Annotated in this window: 24 protein-coding genes; 16 read left to right on the top strand and 8 right to left on the bottom strand. The window is 46.9% G+C overall.

Going from position 1 to position 23,156, the window contains the following annotated elements; all coding sequences use genetic code 11:
* A complete protein-coding gene (locus RT717_RS05730) occupies positions 1 to 606 on the top strand; it encodes an IMPACT family protein (protein ID WP_317490779.1) in 606 nt (201 codons plus the stop codon).
* On the opposite strand, the gene RT717_RS05725 is transcribed toward RT717_RS05730, so the two are convergent.
* The 3 genes from RT717_RS05725 to RT717_RS05715 all read right to left on the bottom strand — a co-directional run bounded on the left by RT717_RS05725 (position 607) and on the right by RT717_RS05715 (position 3,912).
* Positions 607 to 1,194: a 3'-5' exonuclease gene (locus tag RT717_RS05725; protein ID WP_317490778.1), complete on the bottom strand. Its 588-nt coding sequence runs from the start codon at positions 1,192 to 1,194 to the stop codon at positions 607 to 609. It lies immediately after the preceding gene.
* Entirely contained in the window at positions 1,194 to 2,648 is a 1,455-nt protein-coding gene (gene nhaC / locus RT717_RS05720) for a Na+/H+ antiporter NhaC (RefSeq protein WP_317490777.1), read from the bottom strand. The genes RT717_RS05725 and nhaC overlap by 1 nt, the downstream gene beginning before the upstream one ends.
* Positions 2,649 to 2,775: 127 nt before the next feature.
* Complete coding sequence (locus RT717_RS05715; protein ID WP_317490776.1) at positions 2,776 to 3,912, bottom strand: NAD(P)/FAD-dependent oxidoreductase; 1,137 nt, start codon at positions 3,910 to 3,912, stop codon at positions 2,776 to 2,778.
* A gap of 124 nt (positions 3,913 to 4,036) precedes the next feature.
* Between RT717_RS05715 and RT717_RS05710 the strand changes: the two genes are divergently transcribed.
* Positions 4,037 to 4,513, top strand: coding sequence for an Mpo1 family 2-hydroxy fatty acid dioxygenase (locus RT717_RS05710; protein WP_317490775.1), 477 nt, complete (start codon positions 4,037 to 4,039; stop codon positions 4,511 to 4,513).
* 33 nt (positions 4,514 to 4,546) lie between these two features.
* Here RT717_RS05710 and RT717_RS05705 read toward each other — a convergent pair whose 3' ends face one another.
* Together RT717_RS05705 and RT717_RS05700 are read right to left on the bottom strand one after the other, a co-directional pair.
* Positions 4,547 to 5,830 carry a glycosyltransferase family 4 protein gene (locus RT717_RS05705; protein ID WP_317490774.1) on the bottom strand — a complete coding sequence of 428 codons (1,284 nt, stop codon included), beginning with the start codon at positions 5,828 to 5,830 and terminating at the stop codon, positions 4,547 to 4,549.
* A 70-nt stretch (positions 5,831 to 5,900) separates the two neighbouring features.
* Entirely contained in the window at positions 5,901 to 7,559 is a 1,659-nt protein-coding gene (locus tag RT717_RS05700) for a VRR-NUC domain-containing protein (RefSeq protein WP_317490773.1), read from the bottom strand.
* 67 nt (positions 7,560 to 7,626) lie between these two features.
* Here RT717_RS05700 and RT717_RS05695 point away from each other — a divergent pair, with 67 nt between their 5' ends.
* Both RT717_RS05695 and RT717_RS05690 read left to right on the top strand, forming a co-directional pair.
* Positions 7,627 to 8,109, top strand: a complete 483-nt coding sequence (locus RT717_RS05695) for a hypothetical protein (RefSeq protein WP_317490772.1) — start codon at positions 7,627 to 7,629, stop codon at positions 8,107 to 8,109.
* 3 nt (positions 8,110 to 8,112) lie between these two features.
* Positions 8,113 to 8,250, top strand: a complete 138-nt coding sequence (locus RT717_RS05690; protein ID WP_317490771.1) for a hypothetical protein — start codon at positions 8,113 to 8,115, stop codon at positions 8,248 to 8,250.
* Positions 8,251 to 8,395: 145 nt separating this feature from the next.
* On the opposite strand, the gene RT717_RS05685 is transcribed toward RT717_RS05690, so the two are convergent.
* The gene (locus RT717_RS05685; protein ID WP_317490770.1) at positions 8,396 to 9,721 is read right to left on the bottom strand and encodes an ADP-ribosylglycohydrolase family protein; all 1,326 of its coding nucleotides are present in this window, start codon (positions 9,719 to 9,721) and stop codon (positions 8,396 to 8,398) included.
* The gene (locus RT717_RS05680) at positions 9,714 to 10,706 is read right to left on the bottom strand and encodes a phosphotransferase (protein WP_317490769.1); all 993 of its coding nucleotides are present in this window, start codon (positions 10,704 to 10,706) and stop codon (positions 9,714 to 9,716) included. Before RT717_RS05680 ends, RT717_RS05685 begins: the two co-directional genes overlap by 8 nt.
* Before the next feature lie 537 nt (positions 10,707 to 11,243).
* Here RT717_RS05680 and RT717_RS05675 point away from each other — a divergent pair.
* On the top strand, positions 11,244 to 11,858 hold the full coding sequence (locus RT717_RS05675; protein WP_317490768.1) for an HAD family hydrolase: 615 nt from the start codon (positions 11,244 to 11,246) through the stop codon (positions 11,856 to 11,858).
* On the opposite strand, the gene RT717_RS05670 is transcribed toward RT717_RS05675, so the two are convergent.
* The gene (locus RT717_RS05670) at positions 11,855 to 12,709 is read right to left on the bottom strand and encodes an alpha/beta hydrolase family protein (RefSeq protein ID WP_317490767.1); all 855 of its coding nucleotides are present in this window, start codon (positions 12,707 to 12,709) and stop codon (positions 11,855 to 11,857) included. The two genes, RT717_RS05675 and RT717_RS05670, sit on opposite strands and share 4 nt — an antisense overlap.
* Before the next feature lie 342 nt (positions 12,710 to 13,051).
* Here RT717_RS05670 and RT717_RS05665 point away from each other — a divergent pair, with 342 nt between their 5' ends.
* The 11 genes from RT717_RS05665 to RT717_RS05615 all read left to right on the top strand — a co-directional run bounded on the left by RT717_RS05665 (position 13,052) and on the right by RT717_RS05615 (position 23,083).
* Entirely contained in the window at positions 13,052 to 13,402 is a 351-nt protein-coding gene (locus RT717_RS05665) for a type II toxin-antitoxin system RelE/ParE family toxin (protein WP_317490766.1), read from the top strand.
* Positions 13,399 to 13,692: a helix-turn-helix domain-containing protein gene (locus RT717_RS05660; RefSeq protein WP_317490765.1), complete on the top strand. Its 294-nt coding sequence runs from the start codon at positions 13,399 to 13,401 to the stop codon at positions 13,690 to 13,692. Before RT717_RS05665 ends, RT717_RS05660 begins: the two co-directional genes overlap by 4 nt.
* 245 nt (positions 13,693 to 13,937) lie before the next feature.
* Positions 13,938 to 14,426, top strand: coding sequence for a hypothetical protein (locus RT717_RS05655; RefSeq protein ID WP_317490764.1), 489 nt, complete (start codon positions 13,938 to 13,940; stop codon positions 14,424 to 14,426).
* 169 nt (positions 14,427 to 14,595) lie between these two features.
* Entirely contained in the window at positions 14,596 to 15,591 is a 996-nt protein-coding gene (locus RT717_RS05650) for a creatininase family protein (protein WP_317490763.1), read from the top strand.
* Positions 15,592 to 16,718: 1,127 nt separating this feature from the next.
* Complete coding sequence (locus tag RT717_RS05645) at positions 16,719 to 18,095, top strand: APC family permease (RefSeq protein ID WP_317490762.1); 1,377 nt, start codon at positions 16,719 to 16,721, stop codon at positions 18,093 to 18,095.
* A 188-nt stretch (positions 18,096 to 18,283) separates the two neighbouring features.
* Positions 18,284 to 19,564, top strand: a complete 1,281-nt coding sequence (locus RT717_RS05640; protein ID WP_317490761.1) for a serine hydrolase domain-containing protein — start codon at positions 18,284 to 18,286, stop codon at positions 19,562 to 19,564.
* Positions 19,565 to 20,145: 581 nt separating this feature from the next.
* Complete coding sequence (locus RT717_RS05635; protein ID WP_317490760.1) at positions 20,146 to 20,487, top strand: type II toxin-antitoxin system RelE/ParE family toxin; 342 nt, start codon at positions 20,146 to 20,148, stop codon at positions 20,485 to 20,487.
* Positions 20,484 to 20,795 carry a helix-turn-helix domain-containing protein gene (locus tag RT717_RS05630; protein WP_317490759.1) on the top strand — a complete coding sequence of 104 codons (312 nt, stop codon included), beginning with the start codon at positions 20,484 to 20,486 and terminating at the stop codon, positions 20,793 to 20,795. The genes RT717_RS05635 and RT717_RS05630 overlap by 4 nt, the downstream gene beginning before the upstream one ends.
* 172 nt (positions 20,796 to 20,967) lie before the next feature.
* On the top strand, positions 20,968 to 21,423 hold the full coding sequence (locus RT717_RS05625; protein WP_317490758.1) for a VOC family protein: 456 nt from the start codon (positions 20,968 to 20,970) through the stop codon (positions 21,421 to 21,423).
* Positions 21,424 to 21,566: 143 nt separating this feature from the next.
* Positions 21,567 to 22,112, top strand: a complete 546-nt coding sequence (locus tag RT717_RS05620; RefSeq protein WP_317490757.1) for a dihydrofolate reductase family protein — start codon at positions 21,567 to 21,569, stop codon at positions 22,110 to 22,112.
* Between the two features lie 101 nt (positions 22,113 to 22,213).
* Positions 22,214 to 23,083: a TolB-like translocation protein gene (locus RT717_RS05615; protein ID WP_317490756.1), complete on the top strand. Its 870-nt coding sequence runs from the start codon at positions 22,214 to 22,216 to the stop codon at positions 23,081 to 23,083.
* The last annotated feature ends 73 nt before the right edge of the window (positions 23,084 to 23,156 follow it).

Here is a 23,156-nt window from a genome sequence, read left to right as displayed (position 1 = left end):
GTGCCTTCTTTTCAATCCATAAAAGCGACAGCCGAAGGTTTCTACAAAGAAAAGGGCAGTAAGTTTCTGGCGTATGCATTTCCAGTGCGAACGGAAGACGATATCAAAAATAGGCTTGATGACCTCAGAAAGCAATACTATGATGCCCGGCATCACTGCTACGCCTACATCCTCGGCAACAAAAGTGAGAAGTACAGAGCCAATGACGACGGCGAACCTAATCACAGTGCCGGCGACCCTATTCTTGGCCAAATACGGTCTAAAAACCTGACAAACACCCTTGTGGTGGTGGTACGGTATTTTGGAGGCACCAAACTGGGCGTGTCGGGGCTCATCACTGCCTACAAAACGGCTGCAAAAGAGGCGCTTGATGCCGCTGAGGTAATTGAGACCACCATCAAAGACGAAGTGATGATTGACTTCACCTATGAGCAGACCAGTGAGGTGATGAGGCTTGCAAAAGAATTCAATCTGGAAATACAAAATCAGACATTCCAGGAAACGTGCTCACTTCAGGGCTTTATTGAGGTTGGCACTGGGGAACCGCTCAAAGAGAAGCTCGCATTGGCTGGCATTTCCGGTGTTCGCATGGTAAAAGCCACGTAACTAATACAAATAGCCCTTGCTGTTCAGCACCTGGTAAATCTCCCGGCACACCCAGGCATCAGTGGCCGCATAGTGGATCTGCGCCTTTGTGAGCTCTTCGTTTTCCCAGTTGGAGGTCTGCTGGGCTTTGTTGATCCTTTTGCCAAGAATCATTCCAGTCAGATTCCTGGCACCCATGTTTTCAAACTCCAGTTCTTTTACCACCTCGTTAAGATCGATAAATCCCACTGGTTCAAATCGCCTGATCTTGTTCAAATCTACCAAATCATCTCGAAGGGCTACACCTATTTTAGTGATTGACTCGTCCTCCATTAAGTCGTAAATCCGATAGTGAGGGCCAAGGAGATTGATCCTAAAAAGAAACGCTTCCTCTTCTGTGGCAAACTGAACAAGCGCCGTCGGGAAATACTGGCCTTTTCTGAACGCCGGTTTCGTCTCGGTGTCAAAGCCTAAAAGTTTCTCCCTGGCTAATACAGTGGTGGCGTCTTTGATGTCAGCCTCATTGGAGATCACATGCACCTTACCTTCAAATCGAAACTCGGGTAATTGCAATATTTCCTCTTTCGTAATTTTCTTTGGAAAGGTCATTAAGCTACTGCCTCCTTCTGCTCCTTGTACCTTCTGATTTTGATATTAAACACAGCAAAAGCAACGGTCATTAGTGGGCTTATTATATTAAAAAAACAATATGGCGCATAAATAAAGGTGCCGACACCAAGCACTGTGGATTGAGTGGCTCCGCAGGTGTTCCACGGCACCAGCACCGACGTCACCGTTCCACTATCCTCCAGCGTTCGGCTTAAGTTTTCTGGCATCAGGCCTCTTTCTCTGTAAATATCTGCATACATTCTTCCCGGCACCACAATAGCCAGGTACTGGTCGGAAGCTGTGATATTAAAAAACACGCAGGTAGCAGCCGTTGACGTAATCAGCGACCAGGTAGAATTCACCCGCTTGATAATTTCAGAGGCAATCTTTTTCAGCAAACCTCCGGCTTCCATGATGCCCCCAAACACCATTGCACACAAAATCAGCCAAATGGTGTTGAGCATGCCCGACATGCCACCGGTTGAGAGCAATTCGTTCACCATGGCATTGTCCGTCACCACGTTGATGTCTGTATATAGCGCCTTCATTACTCCCACATAGGTTTGCTTCCAAAGTGGCCCTTCTATGGCAGCCACCTCCAAAATAATGTCGGGCTGGAAGATGAAAGCAAACACACCACCAAGCAGGGTGCCCGCCAGCAAGGCAGGAATAGCAGGTACTTTTCTCACAATCATAAGGATGACGGCGGCAGGCACGATAAACAGCCACCCGTTGATGTCGAATTTATCACTTAATGAAACCAGAATGGGTGCAATATCATTTACCGTTCCATCAGACGAGGAGAATACACCAATTCCCAGATAGATGAGTAAGGTTATGGCGAGCGAAGGAACGGTGGTGTACACCATGTACCTGATATGCGTAAACAAATCAGTGCCAGCCATCGCTGGTGCAAGGTTAGTGGTGTCGGAAAGTGGCGACATTTTGTCACCAAAATAAGCACCGGAAATGATGGCGCCGGCTACCAGCCCCTCGTATATCCCAAGCGCCTGTCCAATACCCAGCAAAGCAACACCTAGTGTGGCAATAGTTGACCAGGAGCTGCCTGTGGCAAGAGAAACAATGGCACTAACGACACATGCAGCAAAAAGAAAAATTGTTGGATTGAGTATCTGGAGTCCATAGTAGATCATGGCCGGAACAATACCACTCAAAAGCCATGTGCCTGCCAACGCTCCGATGAGCAGAAGAATCAAGATCGAAGACATAGCCGAGCTGATACTTTTCACCACGCCGTCAATCATATCATCCCACGAAATTCCCAGCCTCGAAGACACAAGGGCTGCTACAGCCGCTGCCAGAATCAGTACAATCTGGTTGGAGCCATCGAGGGCTGCATCACCAAAAATAACAACATTAAGAGACAGCAGAACAATAAGAAAAATGATTGGAATAAAGGCGTGCCAAAGGGTTGGCTCTTTCGTTTTTTGCATAAAAACGGTTTATATCGACATGAATAAGGTTTGAAGATAGTAAAAAATCAAAAGGGAGGCTCGCTTTTGCATTTGTATAAATATTTTACATCGAATGTTTTGGTTCTGTCTTTGATTAGTGCAACTATCAACTACCAGCGAGCGCCGCAAGTTCTTCCCCTACCAAAGTGCCAATGGCCACCCCCATACCACCGAGTCTCACCCCAATGGTTATGTTGTCAGAAACCTTCTTTACAATGGGTTCCTTCGTTTTCCCAAACGCCATAATACCAGACCATTGCTGATCAATTTTCAGCGATGAGCCTGGTGCAATCACCTCGGCAAGCAGTCGTTTCAGCTCCGCCAAAATTACCTCATTCACGCCAAAGTCGGTGGTAGTTTCTTTATCAAAGTCAAGGTTCCTGCCTCCTCCCAGCAAAATCCTGTCACCGGCATTCCTGAAATAATAGAAGCCCTGATCCATGTGAAAAGTGCCCTGAAAAGGAACCTGTTTCATTGGCTCGGTCACAAAAACAAGCCCTCTGCCTGGCTTAATGTCGAACTCAGGAAAGTACTGTGAAGCAAAGGCGTTCGTGCAGAAAGCCAGCTTTTTGGCTTTGAAAGTGATATCGGTGTTGGTGCCAGGCGAAAAGGCAGACACCTCCACATGGCTTTGCAGGTCTTCATGCTGCTTTACTTCGCAGCCGGTCAGCACGTGTATTTTTTTGGCAGCAGCGATCTGATACAGGTTTCGCATCATGCTGCCCGTATGCAGCTGCCCTTCCAATGGATTGGCAATGACCGTTTTTACTACCGACTTGTGGAAACCGAACTTTTGAACGAGCTGCACATCTTCCTGAAATACATCAATACCAAAAAAGCTTTTCAGCAACGTATTCACCCCTGGTATTTCTGGAAGGTATTTTACCTCCCCTTCCGACACCAGCTCATATCCGCCGTTTTGCTGAAAGCCAAGCCCGGCATCTCCCACCCGCTGTCTGAGCTTCTGGAGTCCGGCCCACCTGCGTTTCACAAGTGCCAGGCAGCCTTCTTCTCCCAGTATCTTGATATCTTCCACCAATTCGGTGAGGCTGCCAAAGCAGGCAAACCCTGCATTCTTCGTGCTGGCCCCCGACGGCAGCAAGCCACGTTCCAGCAAAAGTATGTCAGCACCAGGCGCTTTCTCCTTTAAACTAATGGCAGTACTCAAACCAACGATACCGCCGCCCACCACAATGTAGTCCCAGTTTTGAAACGATTGCCTTTCCCAAAAACTTAATGACATAAGCGTGTTTTGTTTGGCTGCAAGCTAGTGAATCGATCAATTACCCGACACCCCTTGTTGATAAATGGGCTTAAAATATCAAAAGGATTATGTATTTTAGAAGAACATAACCCTAATGATCATTATGAGAAAAATAGACGCCCTTCTTTCGGAGTATGGCGAAAGCCACCAAAACGTAACCAATAAAGCCATTCATTGGATTTGTGTGCCTTTGATATTTTTTAGCATTGTGGGGCTTATTTGGTCTATCCCCAGTGGCTTTTTGCAGAATTTCATCAGCGACAATCCCTATGTGAACTGGGCCACTCTTCTGCTGGCCATTACGCTGATTTACTACATCACGCTTTCTATTCCGCTCTCCTTTGGCATGCTTGCGGTGGCTGCTGTTTGTTGTGTGGCGGCCAATTACCTGAGCCAAACTTTTGCTACCCCTCTTTGGGCCATTTCATTGGGGATATTTGTTGTGGCCTGGATCGGGCAGTTCTACGGGCACAAGGTGGAAGGAAAAAAGCCGTCGTTTTTCAAAGACCTGCAGTTCCTCCTTATCGGGCCAGCCTGGCTGATGCACTTCATTTATAAGAAGCTGGGAATACCCTATTGAGTTGAATTTCAGGAAATAAGCTCTTAAAAGTGCCTATTTAGGCGAAATGAGTTTCTTGTAAAGACTCACCACGTCTTCACCCATCCTTTGCCATGAAGCCTTTTTAAGGTCGCTTTCCTGGGCTTTGGTGTAGGCTTTGAGCCTGGCTGGGTCGCCCTTCAACTCACTGATGAAGTTCTTGATGGAGAAGGTATCCCAGGGGTCAAACTTCGCTGCATGGGTGAGTACTTCAGTAACGCCCGCTTTGGTAGACAAAACAGCCGGCACGCCGGCACTCACAGCTTCCAACGCCACAATACCAAATGGGTCGGAGTTAGAGGTTAGCAAAAAGAGGTCTGTGTCAGCAAAAAACTGTGGAAGTTTCTTTTGGTTCAGAAAGCCCGGAAAATTGAAATAGTGCGACAAATTCATTTTATACACCTTCTCTTTCAACTCGTCGAGCATATGGCCGCTACCAGCCATGGTAAATCTATAGGCGTCGTCCATGCGCAGGAGTTCTCTGGCCACATCCACAAAATGTTCCGGCCCTTTCTGCCCGACCATCCTGCCCAGAAATGAAACATTAAATGTATTTCTCTTGTGCGGCTTGGCAGTCGCCACAGGAAAATACCCATTATGGACGACGTGAATTTTAGCCAGCTTCACGCCATAGTGAAGGTGGATAAGGTCTTTGGTCTGATGGCTCACCGTGATCACCGCATCGGCTGCCTCAAATCCTTTGCGCTCTATGTCGTAAATGTGCTGATTCACATGCACGCCCATTCTATCAAATTCGGTGCTATGACAGTGCACCACCAGCGGTTTGCCGCTGGCCGACTTCGCCATTACTCCTGCTTCGAATGTCATCCAGTCGTGCGCATGGATAACGTCGGCATCTGACTTTGTGGCTTCCTCTCCCACTATAATGGCATACTTAACCACCTCATTGAACAGATCGGGGCCGTAGCCACCTTTCAGTTTTTTGCGAAGTGGTTCAAGTTTTTCTTTTAATACCGTTTTCTCTTTTGTTTGTTTTTGTACGACGTGCTGTTTAACAAACTGCTCTTCCGACAAGTAGGGCAAAAGATAGGAGCCAATTTCCAGCACTTTCACATCTTCCCACCATTCCCGCTCTTCCGACAGCACCTTTTTCCACTCCACTTCTTCAGCCTCCCGGAGAGATACCTTGTTCCATGATTTCTTCGCTGTGACCTTTGGAAGTATAAAATCCACCGACACGTTCTGCTCACTCAGCCCCAGGGTCAAGCCATGACATGCAACACCTAATCCTCCGGAAATTTCGGGCGGGTATTCCCACCCCAGCATGAGTACCTTCATTCAAATGGATTTATGCTTCAATATAAAAAAGAAAGGATCAGTGTGGTAGATAAGTTCGGTAAAAAAGGAATTAATTATACACGATTCTCAACACCTCTACCTTCACGCCATGCTCCTTCATGAAGTTGATCCAAAAAACCTGATGGGCCGATAGATGGTCGGTGGGAGATTTCACCTCCCAAAAGTGATAGTCATCACTATTCCACACAAACAGATCGGGCAAACCAGTGCCATTTTCAAGTGGATTGCGGGCCATTTCTAACGAGATTTCTTTCAACTGCTCAAGGCTTAGGTGCCGAAATAGTGCTTCCAGGTGGGCAGCCAAATCAGGGTGCCAGCCTACCCACGGGTTAACAATATTCTCCTTGGCCTGCATGGTCACATACACTTTTTCCTGCAACTGTTGTTTACTCTCAAAAACAGACAAAAAATGTTCGAAGGCCTGGTAACGGCTTTTTAAATAACGACGATCCTGCAAGTCGAGCGGCACACGCTGCAAAGGTTGGTGAATGAGCGCCCGTTCCTGGCTGTAGAGTTCTTCCCAAAAGACCAGGCCAAACAGACTGCGCCAGATATAGTTCTCGGTGTGGGCGCCTTCAAAGCCTTGCTCCCTCAGCGTAATCAAAACATGCTCTTCGATGTTCAGGCTTCCATCCGGCTTTGGCACCATCAGCTCCGGCGCCTCTTTCATCACCCTGGTGGTGGTAAGCACCTGCTTCGTGCCTGAAAGCTTCACCAGTTGATCGCTGGCAAAAAGCCACTCAGAATGTGTTTCCGGCTCGGCTGCAATTCGCTGCAGCACTTCCTTCGCTTCCTCTTTTTTCCCAAGGCCTATCAGCACCCGCACCAGCCGCTCCCTCGACTCCGGCAACGAATGCCTCGAATAAGTGATGGCGGCTCTTTCTAACAACTTATTTTGCTCATACCACTTGCCGGTGCGCATGATGAATTTTTTCACAATGGATTCCGCCACCGGCGACAGGTTTTCGGGCACGTAGGTCAGCGCACCTACAGCTTCATCGATCAACGTTTCATCCTCCACGAGCATGGCCTTTTTTAGCGCCCGGTATTGCTGGTGCAAATCGAACAGCTGGCTCACCTCGTCGTAGCTTCTGAATTGCGGCTTGAACAGCTCTTCGTCGTAAGTTTCAAACCTGGCATTGCCAATGTCACGAATCACGAACTGCGACATATCGCCCCACGGATGCCCGAAGAAGAAAAGCCTGATCATCTCCAATTGTTCCAGCTTACCCATCTCCACTACCTCTTCAAGTTCAAGCAGCCTGTCCCGCATCTTCGGCAATGTAAACGTTTCAAACAGCAGCAATACCAACTCTTCTCTCTTTGCCTGCTTCGCTTCCACACCCACGCTTTTCAGCACCTCCTTCAACTCACCCACTGTAAAAAGTCTCACCAGGTCCAGCGCATCCCATTCGTCGTTGATTGCGGGTGAAGAAATAAATCCATTCTTGTGTAACTCTTGCCAGGTAGTGGCGGTATCCTTTATCTCAGCATATATAAGTTTAGATGGCCGAAAAAACCGACCTTTGCGGTTGGCCATCCGGATGTAAAGGCACTGAGCACTGATGCTTAAGGCACGAAAGTCGGAAAGGAATCCCGTTTCAAAAGGAGTCAAAAAGGATGCATACAGTCTTTCTACATGAGCCAGCACATAGAGAAAATTGTCGTGGTAGTAGGTATCGTGAAGGCGAATTGGAGGCGTTCCCATTATTTTTCTTTCCGAAGATGCAACCCTGACACCAAATTAGACATCTAATAAGCAAAATCAATTCATTTTGAAAAGAAGAGAGTTAGCGGCCTATTTACTTTTTACCCTTGCAATCCTGTATTGCATAGTGGTGGAGCGCAACCATCTGATGGTCAGCGATAGTGAGAAGGTTCTCGAGCGACCACTGCCTGCCTTTACCGAATTGATTATCGATATCCCCTGTCAGGTAAGGGTACATACACAACGAGTTGGACAAGGCAAAATCATCGGCGACAACGCTTTGCTCGACAAACTCAATCTCTCTTCCGAAGAAGGAACACTTTACATCAAACTGGACGACCCTGAAGCCAAACATTGGAAAAACTTCCTGTTCAGTCGCTGGGAAAGTGTGACACTTGATATTTATATCCCTTCCGAAGCACCTCAGCTAGTCGGCACCTCCAGGTGGCTGACTTTCAAAGAATCGGAAGACGATGGCATGACCATCCACTCTTTTGGGCTCAACAGCCTGAGAATCGGCACTGATAGTGTTATGTCTGCAAGTTTTTAACTGATGATTATCACCGACGACACGAAGGAAAGCAGCCAGGCTATTGTGAGCGTTTCGATGGCGGAGTATGTGAATGACTACACCATTCGGATTCATTTTAGCGACCGCACTACCAAGTGGTCGATTTCAAAGATTTTCTAACCAAAAGCAAACATCCCGCTGTTAAAAGATATCTCAATAAGGATTTGTTTACGAAGTTTGAGATAGTTGACGGTAATCTTAACTGGATGGATTACGATTTGATTTTTCCGGTTTGGGATTTGTATACTGGCAAAATTAGCTGAAACTAGTCCCCCCTGTAAGCCGCTTCAGTCGTTTTCCTTGCCAGGTCTTCCAGGTCAATCCCCACTAGCTCCTTCGTCGCTTTTAATGACTTTTCTTTCAAGCCTTTAGGCAAACCGCTATACCCCCAATAAGCACCGAGGATGGCCCCTGTGATGGCAGCCACTGTATCATTGTCCCGGCCGTAGTTCACCACAAACTCCATCGCTTTCTGAAAATCTCCTTCTGAATACTCCAGCGCCATCAGGTTGATGAAGTGGATTTCCCCGGCGTGGAACGGAATGTCCTGAAGCCAGGCATCCATCAGCTCATAGGCTTTGGCAAGCTGCGCATATTCCAGCCTGCTGCCCTTAAAGTTTTTAGGCACCCTCAACGCCGGGTCAACATCCTTTTCTGTCAGACCTTTGGCTTTGTAAGCAATCTCTTTGGAAGCAGTATAACTGGCGTAGGCTAGTCGTCCAATCAGTCGGCTGTTGAAATAGCGCAGTGGGTCAACTTCTCTTGTGATCAAAGCTATTTGCTCTGGCTTTACGCCCGGTTCCATAGCTTTTGCTACGTAGGCCGCAGTAAGCCCCGTAATATCTCTGGCATAGCCGTGATCGAAGAAACCAAGTCGGTAAGCTTCTGTGTATGCTTTTTGGGGCTGACCCGGGTAAAAGCCGCCAATCGAAGGTGAGTAGAGCATGCCTGCGCAAGCCATTTCTCCTCCATAGAACTTGTTCACGGCATAGCTGTAGCCTTGCAGGTGGTCATCAGCAAATGGTTTGGCTACCTTGGCCCACTCCTGCAGCCAGGTCATGTGCATCAGCTGCCGCTCCATTGCTTCAGGCCCAAATGCATCTATTTCTTTTACCTGCTGCATTTCTGCTTTGTACAGACTGATGATGTGGTTGGCAAAAGCCTTTGCATCCAGCGAATCGCTGCCTCGCTGAGTGATAAGGTAATTACCTATCAGCAGCTTCCAGCGGGTGTCGTCGGTAGTGCCGCCGGCAGCCAGGTTGTCCTCCCATGGCCCTTCCGGTGAGCCTTCCCGGGTTACCGCATCGAGGCTGTCGACAAAACCGAACTGAGCCTGAATACCGCTTCGGTGCCACATTTCTGTTGGGGCTCCCATGGCGTCGCCAATAGCAGAGCCGACCAGCATGCCCAGCACTTTGTCGTAGTACTGCTCTTTCGTCAGCCCTTTTGGCCAATCGGCTGAGACCTGCGAAGACGGCGCCGCCGGTGACGGGAAAGTCGGCGCTCTGTTTTCGCTGTTCTGCCGGCAGGCGAGGAGCCCAATCACCAGGGCCAACAAGACAGTCGAAGCAATATGTTTTATCTTATGCATTTGATGTTATCTTTTTAGCGGCCAGCTTGAGCAGCGCTTCTTTTTCTTCCAATGTCAATTCCAGCGGAAGCTGTGCCAGACCAATAATCCTCCGCAGTATTTCCATTCCTTCAATTTGTCCGACAAACCCGGAATTGATCTCTCCTCCGTATTGCTCCACCACTTTTTCAATGTCGGCTTCCGGCTGCTGCGCCATGCGCAGATGTGCCAGCATCACGCCCAGATCGTACTCAGCAGGGCCAAAGAAACAAAACTCCGGATCGATGACCTTAAAGCGGGCATTGACCCGGAGCCAGCTGCCCGGGTAGTAGTCGCCGTGCAGCAAGGTGCTGCCAGCCGACAGGTACACCTCACCAAGCGCCAATACTTTTTGCTTCAATGCTGAATCGGTCTTGTAAGTCATCGCCAATGCCTGAAGGCCCGGCTGTATGGTATCCAAATCGAAGCCGTTGTCCTCCATGTAGGGGTACACAAAAAGGTGCTCGTGATTCAGTTTTCGCAGCGCCAGGTTATCGGGAAAGGCCCTTACCGTTTCACTATCGAATTTTTGCGCATGCAGCACCTTCAGAAACTCAACAGCGGCCGACAAATCTTCAGCGGCCATCGGCTGTTCCTTCTTATAAATGAAAGTATAGTCAGCTCCTTTTCCGAGATCCTCCAGCACCATGAGGTGGCTTTTCGCATCGAAACCGACTACCCAGGGCAGGTATTTCCTCAGTTCCGGCAGGGAGGCCGCCAGGGTATAAAACTGCCGTTCCACGCCAATGCGTTCAATAGGCGCCGGAATTTGCGGGTATTTGTTTACAAAAGCCCTGGACTGCTTTAGGATAAGATTCCTGGTGTCTCCTACCACCCTCACCACTACGTTCATATTGCCTTCGCCGGGCTTTTCCAGTCTCAAAACCTCTTCATAAGGCTCCATCCAATTCTTGTCCTGCAAATATTGAAGCATGGCACTTCTCGAAATATCCAGGGATAATTCCATTTGACGCTTACGGTTTTAGTTAAATATGTCTTGCTATCGCAAAATGGCTATTTGAAACAAAAGTTGCTGTATTAAAAGTCACTTTCTATGCAAATGGTCAGCAGATGTACCAAACTGGCAGGCGTCGGTACGGTAGCACAGGCCTTAGCGAAGAGAACCGTCGGCCGCCGGATTGTTGCCGCACAGGGTTTTGTAAACCGGTGTCTGACGGCTTCCGTCAGCGGTCGGACACGGCTTGCTGGATGGCGATGGCCGTGCCGACACCTGCATTGCTCAAGTCAAAGGGTGAGATAACTATGTCTATTAGCCGGTATAGGCCCGGTTCAATGTTGTTAAGTTAAGAGGTTCAAGTGTCCCAATTTCATTTTTACCCCAAACCCTAAGCCGGGCCCCCTAAAGGGCGAGCGAATTGTCGTTAGCAGGCCCCTTCAGGGATTAAGGGTGAAAATGCTGTTAACTTAACAACATCGAACCCCGACTCAGGGAATTGAAGAGTAAAATATTTTTAACTAAATAGCATCAACAAGCGCTTATACTATGCCACAAATCGACACCATTATTTTTGATCTGGGCGGCGTGCTCATCGACTGGAACCCACGTTACCTCTACCGAAAGATTTTTAAAACAGAGGCGGAAGTCACCTGGTTTCTTGACAACATTTGCACCAGTGCCTGGAACATAGAGCAGGACGGCGGACGATCCTTTGCCGATGCAACAGAGCTGCTCGTGGCCAAACATCCCGAGTGGGAAGAACCCATCAGGGCCTACTACGGAAGATTTACGGAAAGCTTCAATGGGGCGATTCAGGAAACCGTTGAGATACTTGACCACATCAAAAACAAGACAGACTACAGGCTCTATGCCCTAACCAACTGGTCGGCAGAAAGCTGGCCACATGCCATGGAGACGTTTCCTTTTCTGCACTGGTTTGAGGGCATAGTGGTAAGCGGCGTGGAAAAGACCCGTAAACCTTTCCACGACATCTACCAGATCGTTTTCGATCGGTACAGTGTAAATCCGGAGAGGGCCATTTTCATCGACGACAACCACGACAACGTGGAAGCATCAAAACAGCTTGGTGTAACGGGGATTCATTTCAAAAGCTCCGCACAGCTTCGGGAAGACCTGCAAAAGCTGGGTGTGCTCAGCTAAAGGTAAGGCCGAAAAAAGTCGGCTGGCAGGTGCCAGAGCTTGTCATTGAACCGGCTTCTGAAAAACCCAAAATGCCCGATCTCCTTCAAGCCAAAATCCGATGGATTCAATTGTTCATGGGTTGTTTGGGCATTTGAGTATTGGGCCTGCAAAAACTTAACAGCCCTTGGGGGCGCCATCATGTGGTCGTCGTGCACGCCAACAAAATGAATAGGCATAGTGAGTGCTTCGAACTTTGCTTTCACGGCCTTATCGTCCTTCCAGATGCCCTGCGGATGCAAACCCCAGCTCCTCCATTCCAGGGCCACGTGTTTGGGCAATGGCGGGCCGCCACCAACGGCTATACCGGGCATGTAGCCCAGCAATTTGGTTGTCAGTGGAAGTGATACTTTCCAGAAGATATCCACCAGCAGCCTCTGCATACCATCCCACAAACGGTTGGCAGCACACTGCGAGCCAATGAACCAGATAGCAGATATTCGGGAGCTAAGCTCAGCCAACGGCAATACCTGACCCGCCACGCTGTGGCCGATCACGAAGACTTTTTCATAATTGCCAAAGCCCCAGGATAGCGCCGCCTGCAGGTCGAGTCGGCCCCAGTCGCTCATCTTTGCCTTGCAATCGGTGATCTTTCCTTCGAGAGACTCGCCAATGCCCCGGTAGTCGAACGTGAGGGCATCGAAGAGGCCCGTCTCGGCCAGGTAGGCAGCGTATTTGCTATAGTAGGGCTTGGGCACACCTGTGGCGGAGGCGATGACCACCAAGGCCTTAGAAGGAGTCGAAGCTTTGAACAGCGCTGCCGATAGTTGGTAACCATCGGAGGCAGTTAGCTGGTGGGGAGTAGCGTTCATAAAGATTAAAAAATGTGTATAAAGATAGCATCATTCCATTGATGCAGGAAGGTATCTTTATAACTATGGCATGCACCTACTGGAAAATGTCACAAATCTCAGGTGCACTCAGATGCTGATGGTGCACTCCAGCTCAGAGGCTACCGAAATCTACACACATGTAGCTCAAAGTGATATTCTCAAAGCGCCGAGTCCTTTGGATCATTTGGACACAGAAGGCTATATTTGATAAAGAACAAGTGCAATAGCGTTTGCACAAATGTAGCTAATAGCTCTTCGCAGACAGCGTGTTCGAAGCTTCCTTAGTTTTTCTTTTGTTCCATTATTAGTTAACTTTACTTCGTGCAACAAAAACGGCAGCTGGTATTCTTCAAGCATCATTTCCGAGACTTCTTCGAGCCTCTGAGTGATAAGCTGAAAGACAAAATCGATCAGGTTCTATTCTTGATTCGAATTGCGGAGAGAATTCCTACAAAGTTTTTTAAGCACTTGACCGGGACTGACGGCCTGTTCGAGATTCGAGTAGAATTTCAGAGCAACATTTACCGAATCTTTTGTTGTTTTGATGAGGGCAACCTAGTTGTGTTGTTCAATGGATTTCAGAAGAAATCCCGGAAGACACCAAAAAATGAAATAGATAAAGCGCTAATGATCAAGGACGAATATTTTGAACTAAAGAGTAAATCAAAATGAAAGAGCATATAACCACATTCGATGAACACCTTGACGCTCGTTACGGTACAATTGGCACAAAGGAGCGAGCGAACTTTGAGATCAAGGCCAAGGCTTTTGCTATTGGCGAGATAATTCGAGACGCAAGAAAAGAAGCACACCTTACACAAGAACAACTTGCAGAACGAACTGGGACGAAGAAAAGCTTCATCTCCAGAATTGAAAATGGACAGAGTGACATTCAACTGTCTACGCTCTACAAGCTTATGGAAATCGGCCTGGGCAAAAGGGTGACTTTAACAATAGGCTGAAAAGAGCTACAACATGGAGACTATCATGCATAGGGGGCTCGGTAGTAAGGAAGTGGTAGCTCGCTTGGATTGTCCGCCACAAAGTATAATTTTATCAGCTGAGTGGCTAAGTGCTAGCGGGAACTGTACTGCATTAAAAACCCCCACGCACGAGCTAGTCGTTATCCCTCATTGCTGGAATGGACTTTCATAAAGCATATTCAAACGGACAGCCTACAAGAAATCTCGAACCATACGAACTTTCATTGGTTAAACGGGATATAGCCGCATTTTACGACCAACAAGCTGACGAATACCAACTTTCTGGAGCGGTGGACTTCGGAACTCTGTTCAAACTGCCCTATTGGGACTACTTGGACGTGCGTAATATCGATGAACCAGAAGCTGAATACGTGCGAACAAATTGCCTAGTAATCTTAACAGCAATAGCATTCGAACCATTCGAAGAACTGGGCATGCCCTATATTGGCGATCAACGGATACTGAACGATTTGACGAAAGCAATTAGAGGATTTATACCATTGACTTCGGATCATCAGCAACTGAAAATGTTGATAATTGACTTGCTGGAAGCGGTTCGGACTAAATCGACGATCAAACATTTGGACAGCGAGCTCCAGTGGATTTACGTCAAGTTCATTTATGGCTATTTTCGGAATAGAGCTGACTCGTTTGGAAGACATCTTGAGACGTTGTACAAGAAGTATGAAGAGAGAGATAACACGAGGCTATAGCGAATGGGGCCTTCGTCGGTAAACTGACCACAGTTGGCTTGGATTGCCCGCCACATTTTATAAATTTATCATCAGCGTGGCTAAGATGTAGTGGAAGCGGAGCTGCATAAAACTCCACGCACTCACTTTACTGAGGTTAGCGACTATACATACCTAATCATAACCAATTATGAAGTTCGAAATATATCTGACTACTATTCTGATTATCCTGTGTTCAGCTTGCAATGGGCCTAAGTCACCAGAATCTCTACCGAAGGCTAAGAATTCTGAAAAGATCTACACATTGGTAGAGATGTCTCATGCTGATATCAGTCAATTAGACAAAGAGAAAACTGTGGTATTGCTTCAAGGAGGTATTCTCGAAGAGCATGGGCCTCATTTACCGGTTTGGTCGGACGGTTACATCAGTATGCAAGCAACCAGGGACGTTGCTCAGATCATTGCAGACAGCACGGATTTAAATGTATTAATATTTCCAATCGTCCCACTGGGGACAGCCGGATTCAATGGCGTTGGTGGCAAGGATATTTATCCTGGAACATATGCGGTTACATTTTCCGTATTGCGTGCCATATTCATGAATTTGGCAACTGAACTTGGAGAACAAGGATTCAGTAAAATAATGGTTATCCACATTCATGGTACTCAGGAGCACAGTTTGGCGATTGATCAAGCTTGTGAATATTTCGATGATACCTATGATGGATTTATGGTCAACCTCTTTTCCCTTGCGGGTATCAATTGGTATCAGGATGATAAATTCAAATCAGAGGAAGAAATCAGTGAAGATCCGTGGGCTGTACATGCCGACATGTTTGAAACCTCTTTGACTTTATATCTGGTGCCGGATCTGGTAAAAGATAGACATAAGGAACAAGAGCCGTTATCTTATGAGTCATGGGAAGATATTCTGCAATTAAGCAGCGAGTCTGATTGGCAGGGATATGTAGGTTCCCCACGTCTTGCTTCACAAGAACTTGGAAAAAAAATCATGCATGCATGGTCATCAGCCCTTGGTAGTATTGCAATTAGAATTATTAAAGGTGAGGATTATTCAGTAATGAGCAAATGGTCTGATGGTCATGAACCTGGAAAGCATAGCAGGGAAATCGATGACCAACATGAAAAATGGTTGAGGTCTAAAGGATATTTATACACTCGCTAATCGACTAGACGGCCGATGAGCGGTTAAGCTCACCGGTGAGCCTCGTTCCACGCCGGGACTAAGCCGTCCACCTCACACCACCGTACGTACGGCGTGGAACGATCTCGTATACGGCCCGACGTGGAACGGGTTCATTGAATCCTAGCGGTCCGCCGAAGCGGTTGTGATTTTGAGTAATGGTCGAGCATACTTCCTGTTCAGAATTGAGATGAGAACAGTTTGGCGGTTTCTGTCAATGTATGACTTCAGTTCCCTTACATTCATCCCATCCACTCCTGCTGCTCCTTTATTCCCTACCACTTGACGGTAGGCTTTATAGAGATTTTTAGGTTGTAGTACTTTTTCTATCATCTTTCTTCTTCATGTTCCCGGTCCGCTTCGGGTAGGCTATCAGTCTATGACCAATTCCTAGCCCAATTGAGACACAATTCAATGTTCGGTCGGGGACGCCCAGTCCTTCCCGGTCTTGTGAGGCCTCTCCGGCTTTCGGAGCCTATCCCGGCCGGGCTCGTTTCCCAATCGGTACTATGGCCTCGGCCGCCGGGCGGCCCCGTGACTTCTCAAGCTCCAACCTTTGGAGTCAGAGATCTCCCCAGATAAGGGTATATTCCTTCACCCAATATCCACTGGATCTACTGCACAAGTACCAAAATGGCAAGCCATCCTTTGGACGTCAGTATGGTGTGGTACCTCATCCGACTTGTACAGCCTCTGTATCCAGTCGCCCGCCGACCCGGTCCTGTTCGTTGGAACCATGTTTTTGCAGACTCGCCGCCGGGCGGCCCCGTTCCTTCACTCCGTGCCTCACGGCATACGAGCTTGCGACTTGCTAGCGCTTCGGGGTACGAATCCGTGCACAAGGAATCGTTCCACGCCGGTTACACCCTCTGGAATAATTTGTTATCTTAGATATCAGATGCCCATACTGGGCACACACACATGCCTATAGCGAATGGGGGTTGTTCAGGTTAGTTGAGTGCAGTTGGCTTGGAATCTCCGCCACAACGCCTATTTTTATCTTCTGCGTGGCTAAGTGCGAGTGGTAAGCGAAGTACGTTAATCAACCCCCACGCACGATAGCTAGACGATATCCAATTTGTGGAGATTCGAGAATAAGCTATTTGTATATGAAAGAACCTCAAACTATGAGCAACACACTTAAACGAACGCTTGGACTGACTACGTTAATCGCAATAGGCGTAGGACAAGTGATTGGACAGGGTGCTTTTGTTTCTCTGTTACAAGGAGTGGGAATTAGTGGTACAGGATTTCTGATTGCTATGCTTATCGCTTTTGCCTTGACGCTAGGCCATGCTTTTACGTTTTCTGAATTGTCACTTATGATGCCCAAAGCTGGAGGAATCAGTACATATACCGAAGTAGCTGCTGGTCACCTTCCGGCTATTGTTGTTACCATTGGAGGCTATTTAAGTCTTGCCGTTTTTGCAGGAGCTGCTGATTTATTTTTACTGGATTTTGTATTTAGCTTTCTCTACCCAAGCTCTATTCCGCAAATTGGATTATGGATTTACCTTATCATCGTTTTCCTTAATATTTTAGGGGTTGATGTTTTTGCTTCAGTGCAGAATCTGGTAGCATATACCATGCTTATAGCGCTTTTAATTATAGGATTTAAAGGAGTAAGCAGTTCAGAAACGCAGGACATTCCTTTTGCGAACTTGTTTACTAATCTGGATTCAATAAACTGGAACATACTTTCCCTTACGATGTTTGCTATGTGGGCTTTTCTGGGAATAGAATTCATGTGCCCTATGATAGAAGAAACCATTCAACCGGAGAAGAATGTACCCAAGGCAATGTTTATTACTTTATTTATTTTATTGCTTATTTACGGTTTAGTAGCGCTGGCTGGATATCACAAAGTTCCAGGGAAAGAGTTGGTTGATAGTCAAATTCCACATTGGTTACTTGTCAAATCCATCTTTGGAGAAAGTGGAAGGTTCATTATGGCTTTCATAGTGATTACTGCAGCAGGCAGTTCCTTTAGTACCGGGATCGCCTCTATATCTCGAATGCTTTATGGGATGTCCAAAAACAATCAACTGCCAGGTATTTTCGGAGTAGTACATCCGAAATTCAAAACACCCTGGTTTGGCATCTTTTTCCAATGTGGTCTCGCCGTTTCAGTATATCTTGCCTTTCAAAACTCACAAAACGTTGTGATCCTTTTGATGATTTCTGCTGCGGCCCTGTGGTTATTGGTTTACATCATGGCGCATGTTGATCTTATCATATTGAGAAAAAAATATCCAAAATTATCTCGTCCGTATCGATCTCCACTTTTTCCTGTTTTTCAAATAATGGGAATTATTGCTATGATCTACTTGATCATTAATAATTCTCCTTCACCCGAAATGACAAAAGGTGTCTATCTGAATGCGGCCTTGTTTGTAGGGGTCACAGCACTGTATGCGGTTCTCTGGATAAAATACAGGATGAAGAAGCCCTACTTTAAAGGGGAGCCAATCGAGAAGGTTCTATAAATGAAAAATAAAAAGGACATAACAAACTAAACATGAATGTGGGCTTAAGCGGTTAACATCGGTCGGCTGGCTTGGATTCTCCACCACATAGTTTAATTTTATCATCGGCGTGGCTAAGTGCAAGTGGGTAGCGAGGTGCATAAAACAACCCCACTCGCCATACGTTGTGGTTAATTATAAAACGATAAATGAAATCACGACTATCGGTTCTTTTTGCAATGCTTTTTCCTTATTTAATTTGGGCTCAACAATTTAAGGGCTACACTTTGGATGAAATTCAAGCCATTCATGCTGATTTTGACATTCATCAACAATCGAATAAAGGGGGGGATTTCACTCGTTATATAAATTCACATATGTCTGAATTTTGGCCACATCAGATTGTTGCCCGACGGGGCGCAATCCGACAACTGGGTCACAATTTAAGGGAGGATGTGAAGCAATTCGTGACTAAAACTATAGAAGGAGAGATATCACTGGACGAATATGTAAAAAGTCCTTTAGTAGACGGCATGATTATTTTGCATAAAGGCAAAATTGTGTTTGAAGAATATCCCCACATGAAAGATTACTACAAGCATCATAGTTTTTCAGTAACCAAACCCTATGTTTCTACCATCATTGCCTTGTTAGAGATGGACGGCAAAATAGATGTTCACAGACCTGTTTCGGCATATTTAACAGAACTGGAGGGTACTGATTGGGGAGCAGTTCCCATTATTGATGTATTGGACATGACCTCAGGAATGGGGATTGATGACAATCTTTTTGCTCAAATATTCTTCAATGAAAATGGCTGGATTGGAAATGACAATTCCAAGGGCGGTCCATCTGCCCAGCTTGCCCCCATGAAAAAGACAGGGCCGTCAGGCCAAATTTATGAATATTTCTCTATCAACTCCGAGGTTCTGGGTTGGATCATCGAGCGAATTACAAATAAAACGGCCGTTCAACTGATAGAGGAAAGAATATGGCAAAAAATGGGTGCAGAATCTGATGCCTTGATGTTTTTACCGAACTCGAACGATAGGATGTATATGGGAGGACTCAGTGCCACCTTGAGAGACCATGCCCGCTTTGGACTGTTGTTCACTCCATCGGGTAGAGTTGCCCCTTATGATTTTATACCAGAAGATTACATAAAGAAAATACAGCAGGGTGGCCGACCTGAAATTATTAAAAGGGCAGGCCCGATTGATCTTTTCATTTATGATGATCCAATTACAGCTGAACATTTAGTAGATGGTGAGCCTCCAAGACATTCTACTTACCAATGGGATGTAGTTATGAACGATGGCGATTTTTTCAAAGAGGGAGGTGGCGGACAGGGGTTGTACGTTTCGCCAAGTCGCGATTTAGTCATCGCATATTTTGGCACTCGTGGATTTGACAGCGAGGGACACATTTTACTCAATAACCTGCATCAAATAGCCCGGCAGCTCTCAAAATCTGGACTGTTTGATAAATAACTGCCCACAATCGAGTAGACGACAGATGAGCGATTAAGCTCACCGGTGCGCCTCGTTCCACGCCGGGACTAAGCCGTCCACCTCACACCACCGTACGTACGGTCGGCGTGGAACGATCTCGTATACGGCCCGACGTGGAACGGGTTCATTGAATCCTAGCGGTCCGCCGAAGCGGTTGTGATTTTGAGTAATGGTCGAGCATACTTTCATATCCTTTTCTTCTCAGTCGTGACAGGGTAATTATCTCTCCCAGGATAGGGCTTTATCGACTTATGTTTGCTTTCAACGGTGTCAATGAATTCGTTCCTCATTTGAGCTACTGCCCAGCCTCCCATTCTAGTCCTGCCGCATCGGCGGACCGTCCAGGCATATGCCTGTCCCTGTGGTATTCCATGCCTGATCAGGTTTTACGTTTCCGCTCCGGCTTCTTTCAATCATGCCATAAGCAGTGTGGCCTGACATCGAAGCAACTCGCAATCGGCAACGAAAACATAGCGCAACCATTGACAACTACCCACACCTCGATAGTTTACATTTAACGAAACTTTTATAGCTTTATGTCAGTTAAACAAATGTGTCGAATGATAAAGAGATTTGAGACAGTTTTACTGGAAGAGGCCATGGAATTCCTGCGAAAGCAGGACCTGAAGTCTAAGAACAAAATCTTGCAAAACATTGAACGAGCAAGTCAGAAAACTGACCCGAAACTATTTAAGAAGTTGCAAGGAGAAATTTGGGAATTCAGAACGTTGTATGCTGGACTTCAGTATCGGTTGCTGGCATTTTGGGACAAAACTGATAAAGGAGCTACACTTGTTCTAGCAACACATGGAGCAATTAAGAAAACCAGTAAAATGGATAAGAAAGAAATAGACAAGGCAGAACGGATTAGACAACAGTATTTTAAAGGTAAGCAGTCATGAAAACATACACATTGGGTGAAGCAAAAGACGAACTAATCGGCAAACGAGGAACTCCAGAACGTGAACAATACGAGTTTGAGCTTAAACTTGACCTTGTTGGAGATATGATTCAGCAAGCTCGAAAACAGCGCAACCTAACTCAAGAAGAACTAGGTGCACTTATTGGAGTGAAGAAAGCACAAATTTCACGGTTGGAAAACAATACTGGTAACATCACATTGGAAACTGTTTTGAAAGTTTTCAATGCTCTTGGAGCCAAAGTGAATTTCAACATCCAGATGATGAACCATCAGATCGACGTGGCCTAAGAAAGAAGTGGCTAATCGAGCCGATGAGCGATCAAGCCAACCGGTGTGCCTCTGGATCGTCAGCCCGGTCACATCTGTAAGCCCCCGAAAATAGTACCACCCAAAAGTTGACTGTTCCTAAAAAGCGGAAGGTTACAACAACAGCACAACACATCTCGAAAAAAACAAAACCATGGCGAAAAGTAAATTGATGGAAATGCACAATGTCGGCATTGTGGTAGAGTCCCTTGACAGCGCAATCGCTTTTTTCAGTGAAATAGGGCTGACCCTTGAAGGGCGAATGATGGTGGAGGGTGAGTGGGCAGGGCGTGTAACCGGGCTCGGCCATCAGTCCGTGGAGGTTGCAATGATGGTTACGCCCGACGGGCACAGCCGACTTGAGCTTTCACGGTTTATCACCCCTCCTACTGTCGCCGACCACAGAACTGCCCCGGTGAATGCCCTGGGCTATTTGCGGGTCATGTTCAGAGTGGTGCACCTTGACGAGCTGGTGACCAGACTGATGACCAAACATAACGCCCAACTTGTTGGTGAAGTGATGCAGTATGAGAATGTCTACCGGCTGTGCTACATACGTGGCACGGAAGGCCTTCTCATTGGCCTTGCCGAAGAACTTGAAGCAAAATAAGAAAGTAAAGTATAAATTTATCTATCGGTAGGTGTGGCCAACCGCTAGTGGAAGCGGAGCTAAGTTGAAGTCCTTCACTCATTTTACCGAAGCACAGCGGTCATGGCAGCGCAACACACAAACGCATTAACAAAAAAGAAAATATGAGAAAAGTAGTTGCAGCAATCAACCTTACCATTGATGGGTTTTGCGACCATACCGCTGGCATAGCCGACGAAGAAATACACGACCATTATACTGCCCTGCTCAACAACTCAGATGTGATACTCTACGGCCGGACAACCTATGAGCTTATGCAGTTCTGGCAAACGCTGCTGGAAAAGCCTTCGGGTGAGCAATCAATGGACGATTTTGCCAAGGTCATTGACCGGATCCCTAAAATTATTTTCTCTACCACCCTGAAAGACACCGGGTGGGCTACAGCGACATTGGCAGATGAGCCTCTGAAGGAAACGGTTTTGAAATTGAAACAACAGTCCGGAGGAGATATTTTGATTGGCTGCCGAAGCCTGATTGATGCACTGGCCAATCTTAATTTGATTGACGAATACCAGCTCTGCATTCACCCTGTGATCATAGGAAAAGGCCTGCCGCTGTTTGATCAAATAAATGAGAGGACTGTTTTTAAACTTTTGAAAACAAAGATTTTCGGAGCTGGCGCCACCCTGCTTTATTATCAAAGGGCTTGATTCAATAACTTTAAAACGAAACTACTGAAATACCGGGTTTGTGGGATTCACTTGCTCTCATCTCGCCAGGTACTATATTGCCCTCTCTAACCATTAAAGCCATGACACGAGCCCTTCTCTCCTTTATTTCGGCCTCCTTCCTCGCACTATCAGCCATTGCCCAGCCATCCACTGAGGTTTACCTTTTCGAGCTGAAAGCCAATGGCGGAGCGATGAGCATTTCCAACCCCGTCAACGTTTCTTCCAACCCCGGCCGTTACGACAATCAGCCTTCCTTTTCTCAAAAAACAGGAGAACTCTTCTTTGTGTCTCAGGACGCCACTCCACAGATCGACATCTTCATCTACAATCCTGCCAGGGGCACCAAAACCAATTTCTCGAACAACGCCTCTAACGAATACTCTCCTACGCTCACACCCGACTGCAAATTCATCTCCTGCATCAGAGAGGTAGACGGCACGCAGCTGCTATGGAAGTTTCCCATCAGGAAAGGCGAGCCGACGATGGTAGTGCCCGACCTTGTGATCGGCTATCATGCCTGGAGAGATGACAACACGCTGGTGTCGTTTGTGCTGGGCGAACCGCAAACGCTTCAGGTGTCTGACCTGTCTGCCAAAACGAACAAAATCGTCGCCAGTAATATTGGCCGCTCTATCCACAAAATCCCCGGCAGCAAACTCATCAGCTTTCTGCAAAACCGGGAAGGCCAGCCGGCGCTGATCCAGTCGCTTGACACTGAAACCGGAAAAATTGAAACGATTTGCGAAGCGATGGCCGACTCACAAGACATGGCCTGGACGCCCGATGGCAAAATCATTATGGGCCAGGGCAGCAAACTTTTCATGTGGTCTCCATCTACAAAAGCCTGGACAGAGGTCGCTGACCTTGCCAGCACTTTCCAACTGAAGGACATCACACGCCTGGCCGTTAGCCCAAAGGGGGACAGAATTGCCATTGTTGTAAGTGAATAAATAGAAGCTCATTCTGCCCTATTAATATTTTTTTTCTCAAGTAATTCCAAAACACATAGGGGTACTAATGGTT

Origin of the sequence: Imperialibacter roseus (genome assembly GCF_032999765.1) — a bacterium.
Classification (GTDB): Bacteria; Bacteroidota; Bacteroidia; order Cytophagales; family Cyclobacteriaceae; genus Imperialibacter; species Imperialibacter roseus.
The sequence above is the reverse complement of the archived record's forward strand: the minus strand, read 5'-3'. Positions and strand labels throughout refer to the sequence as shown.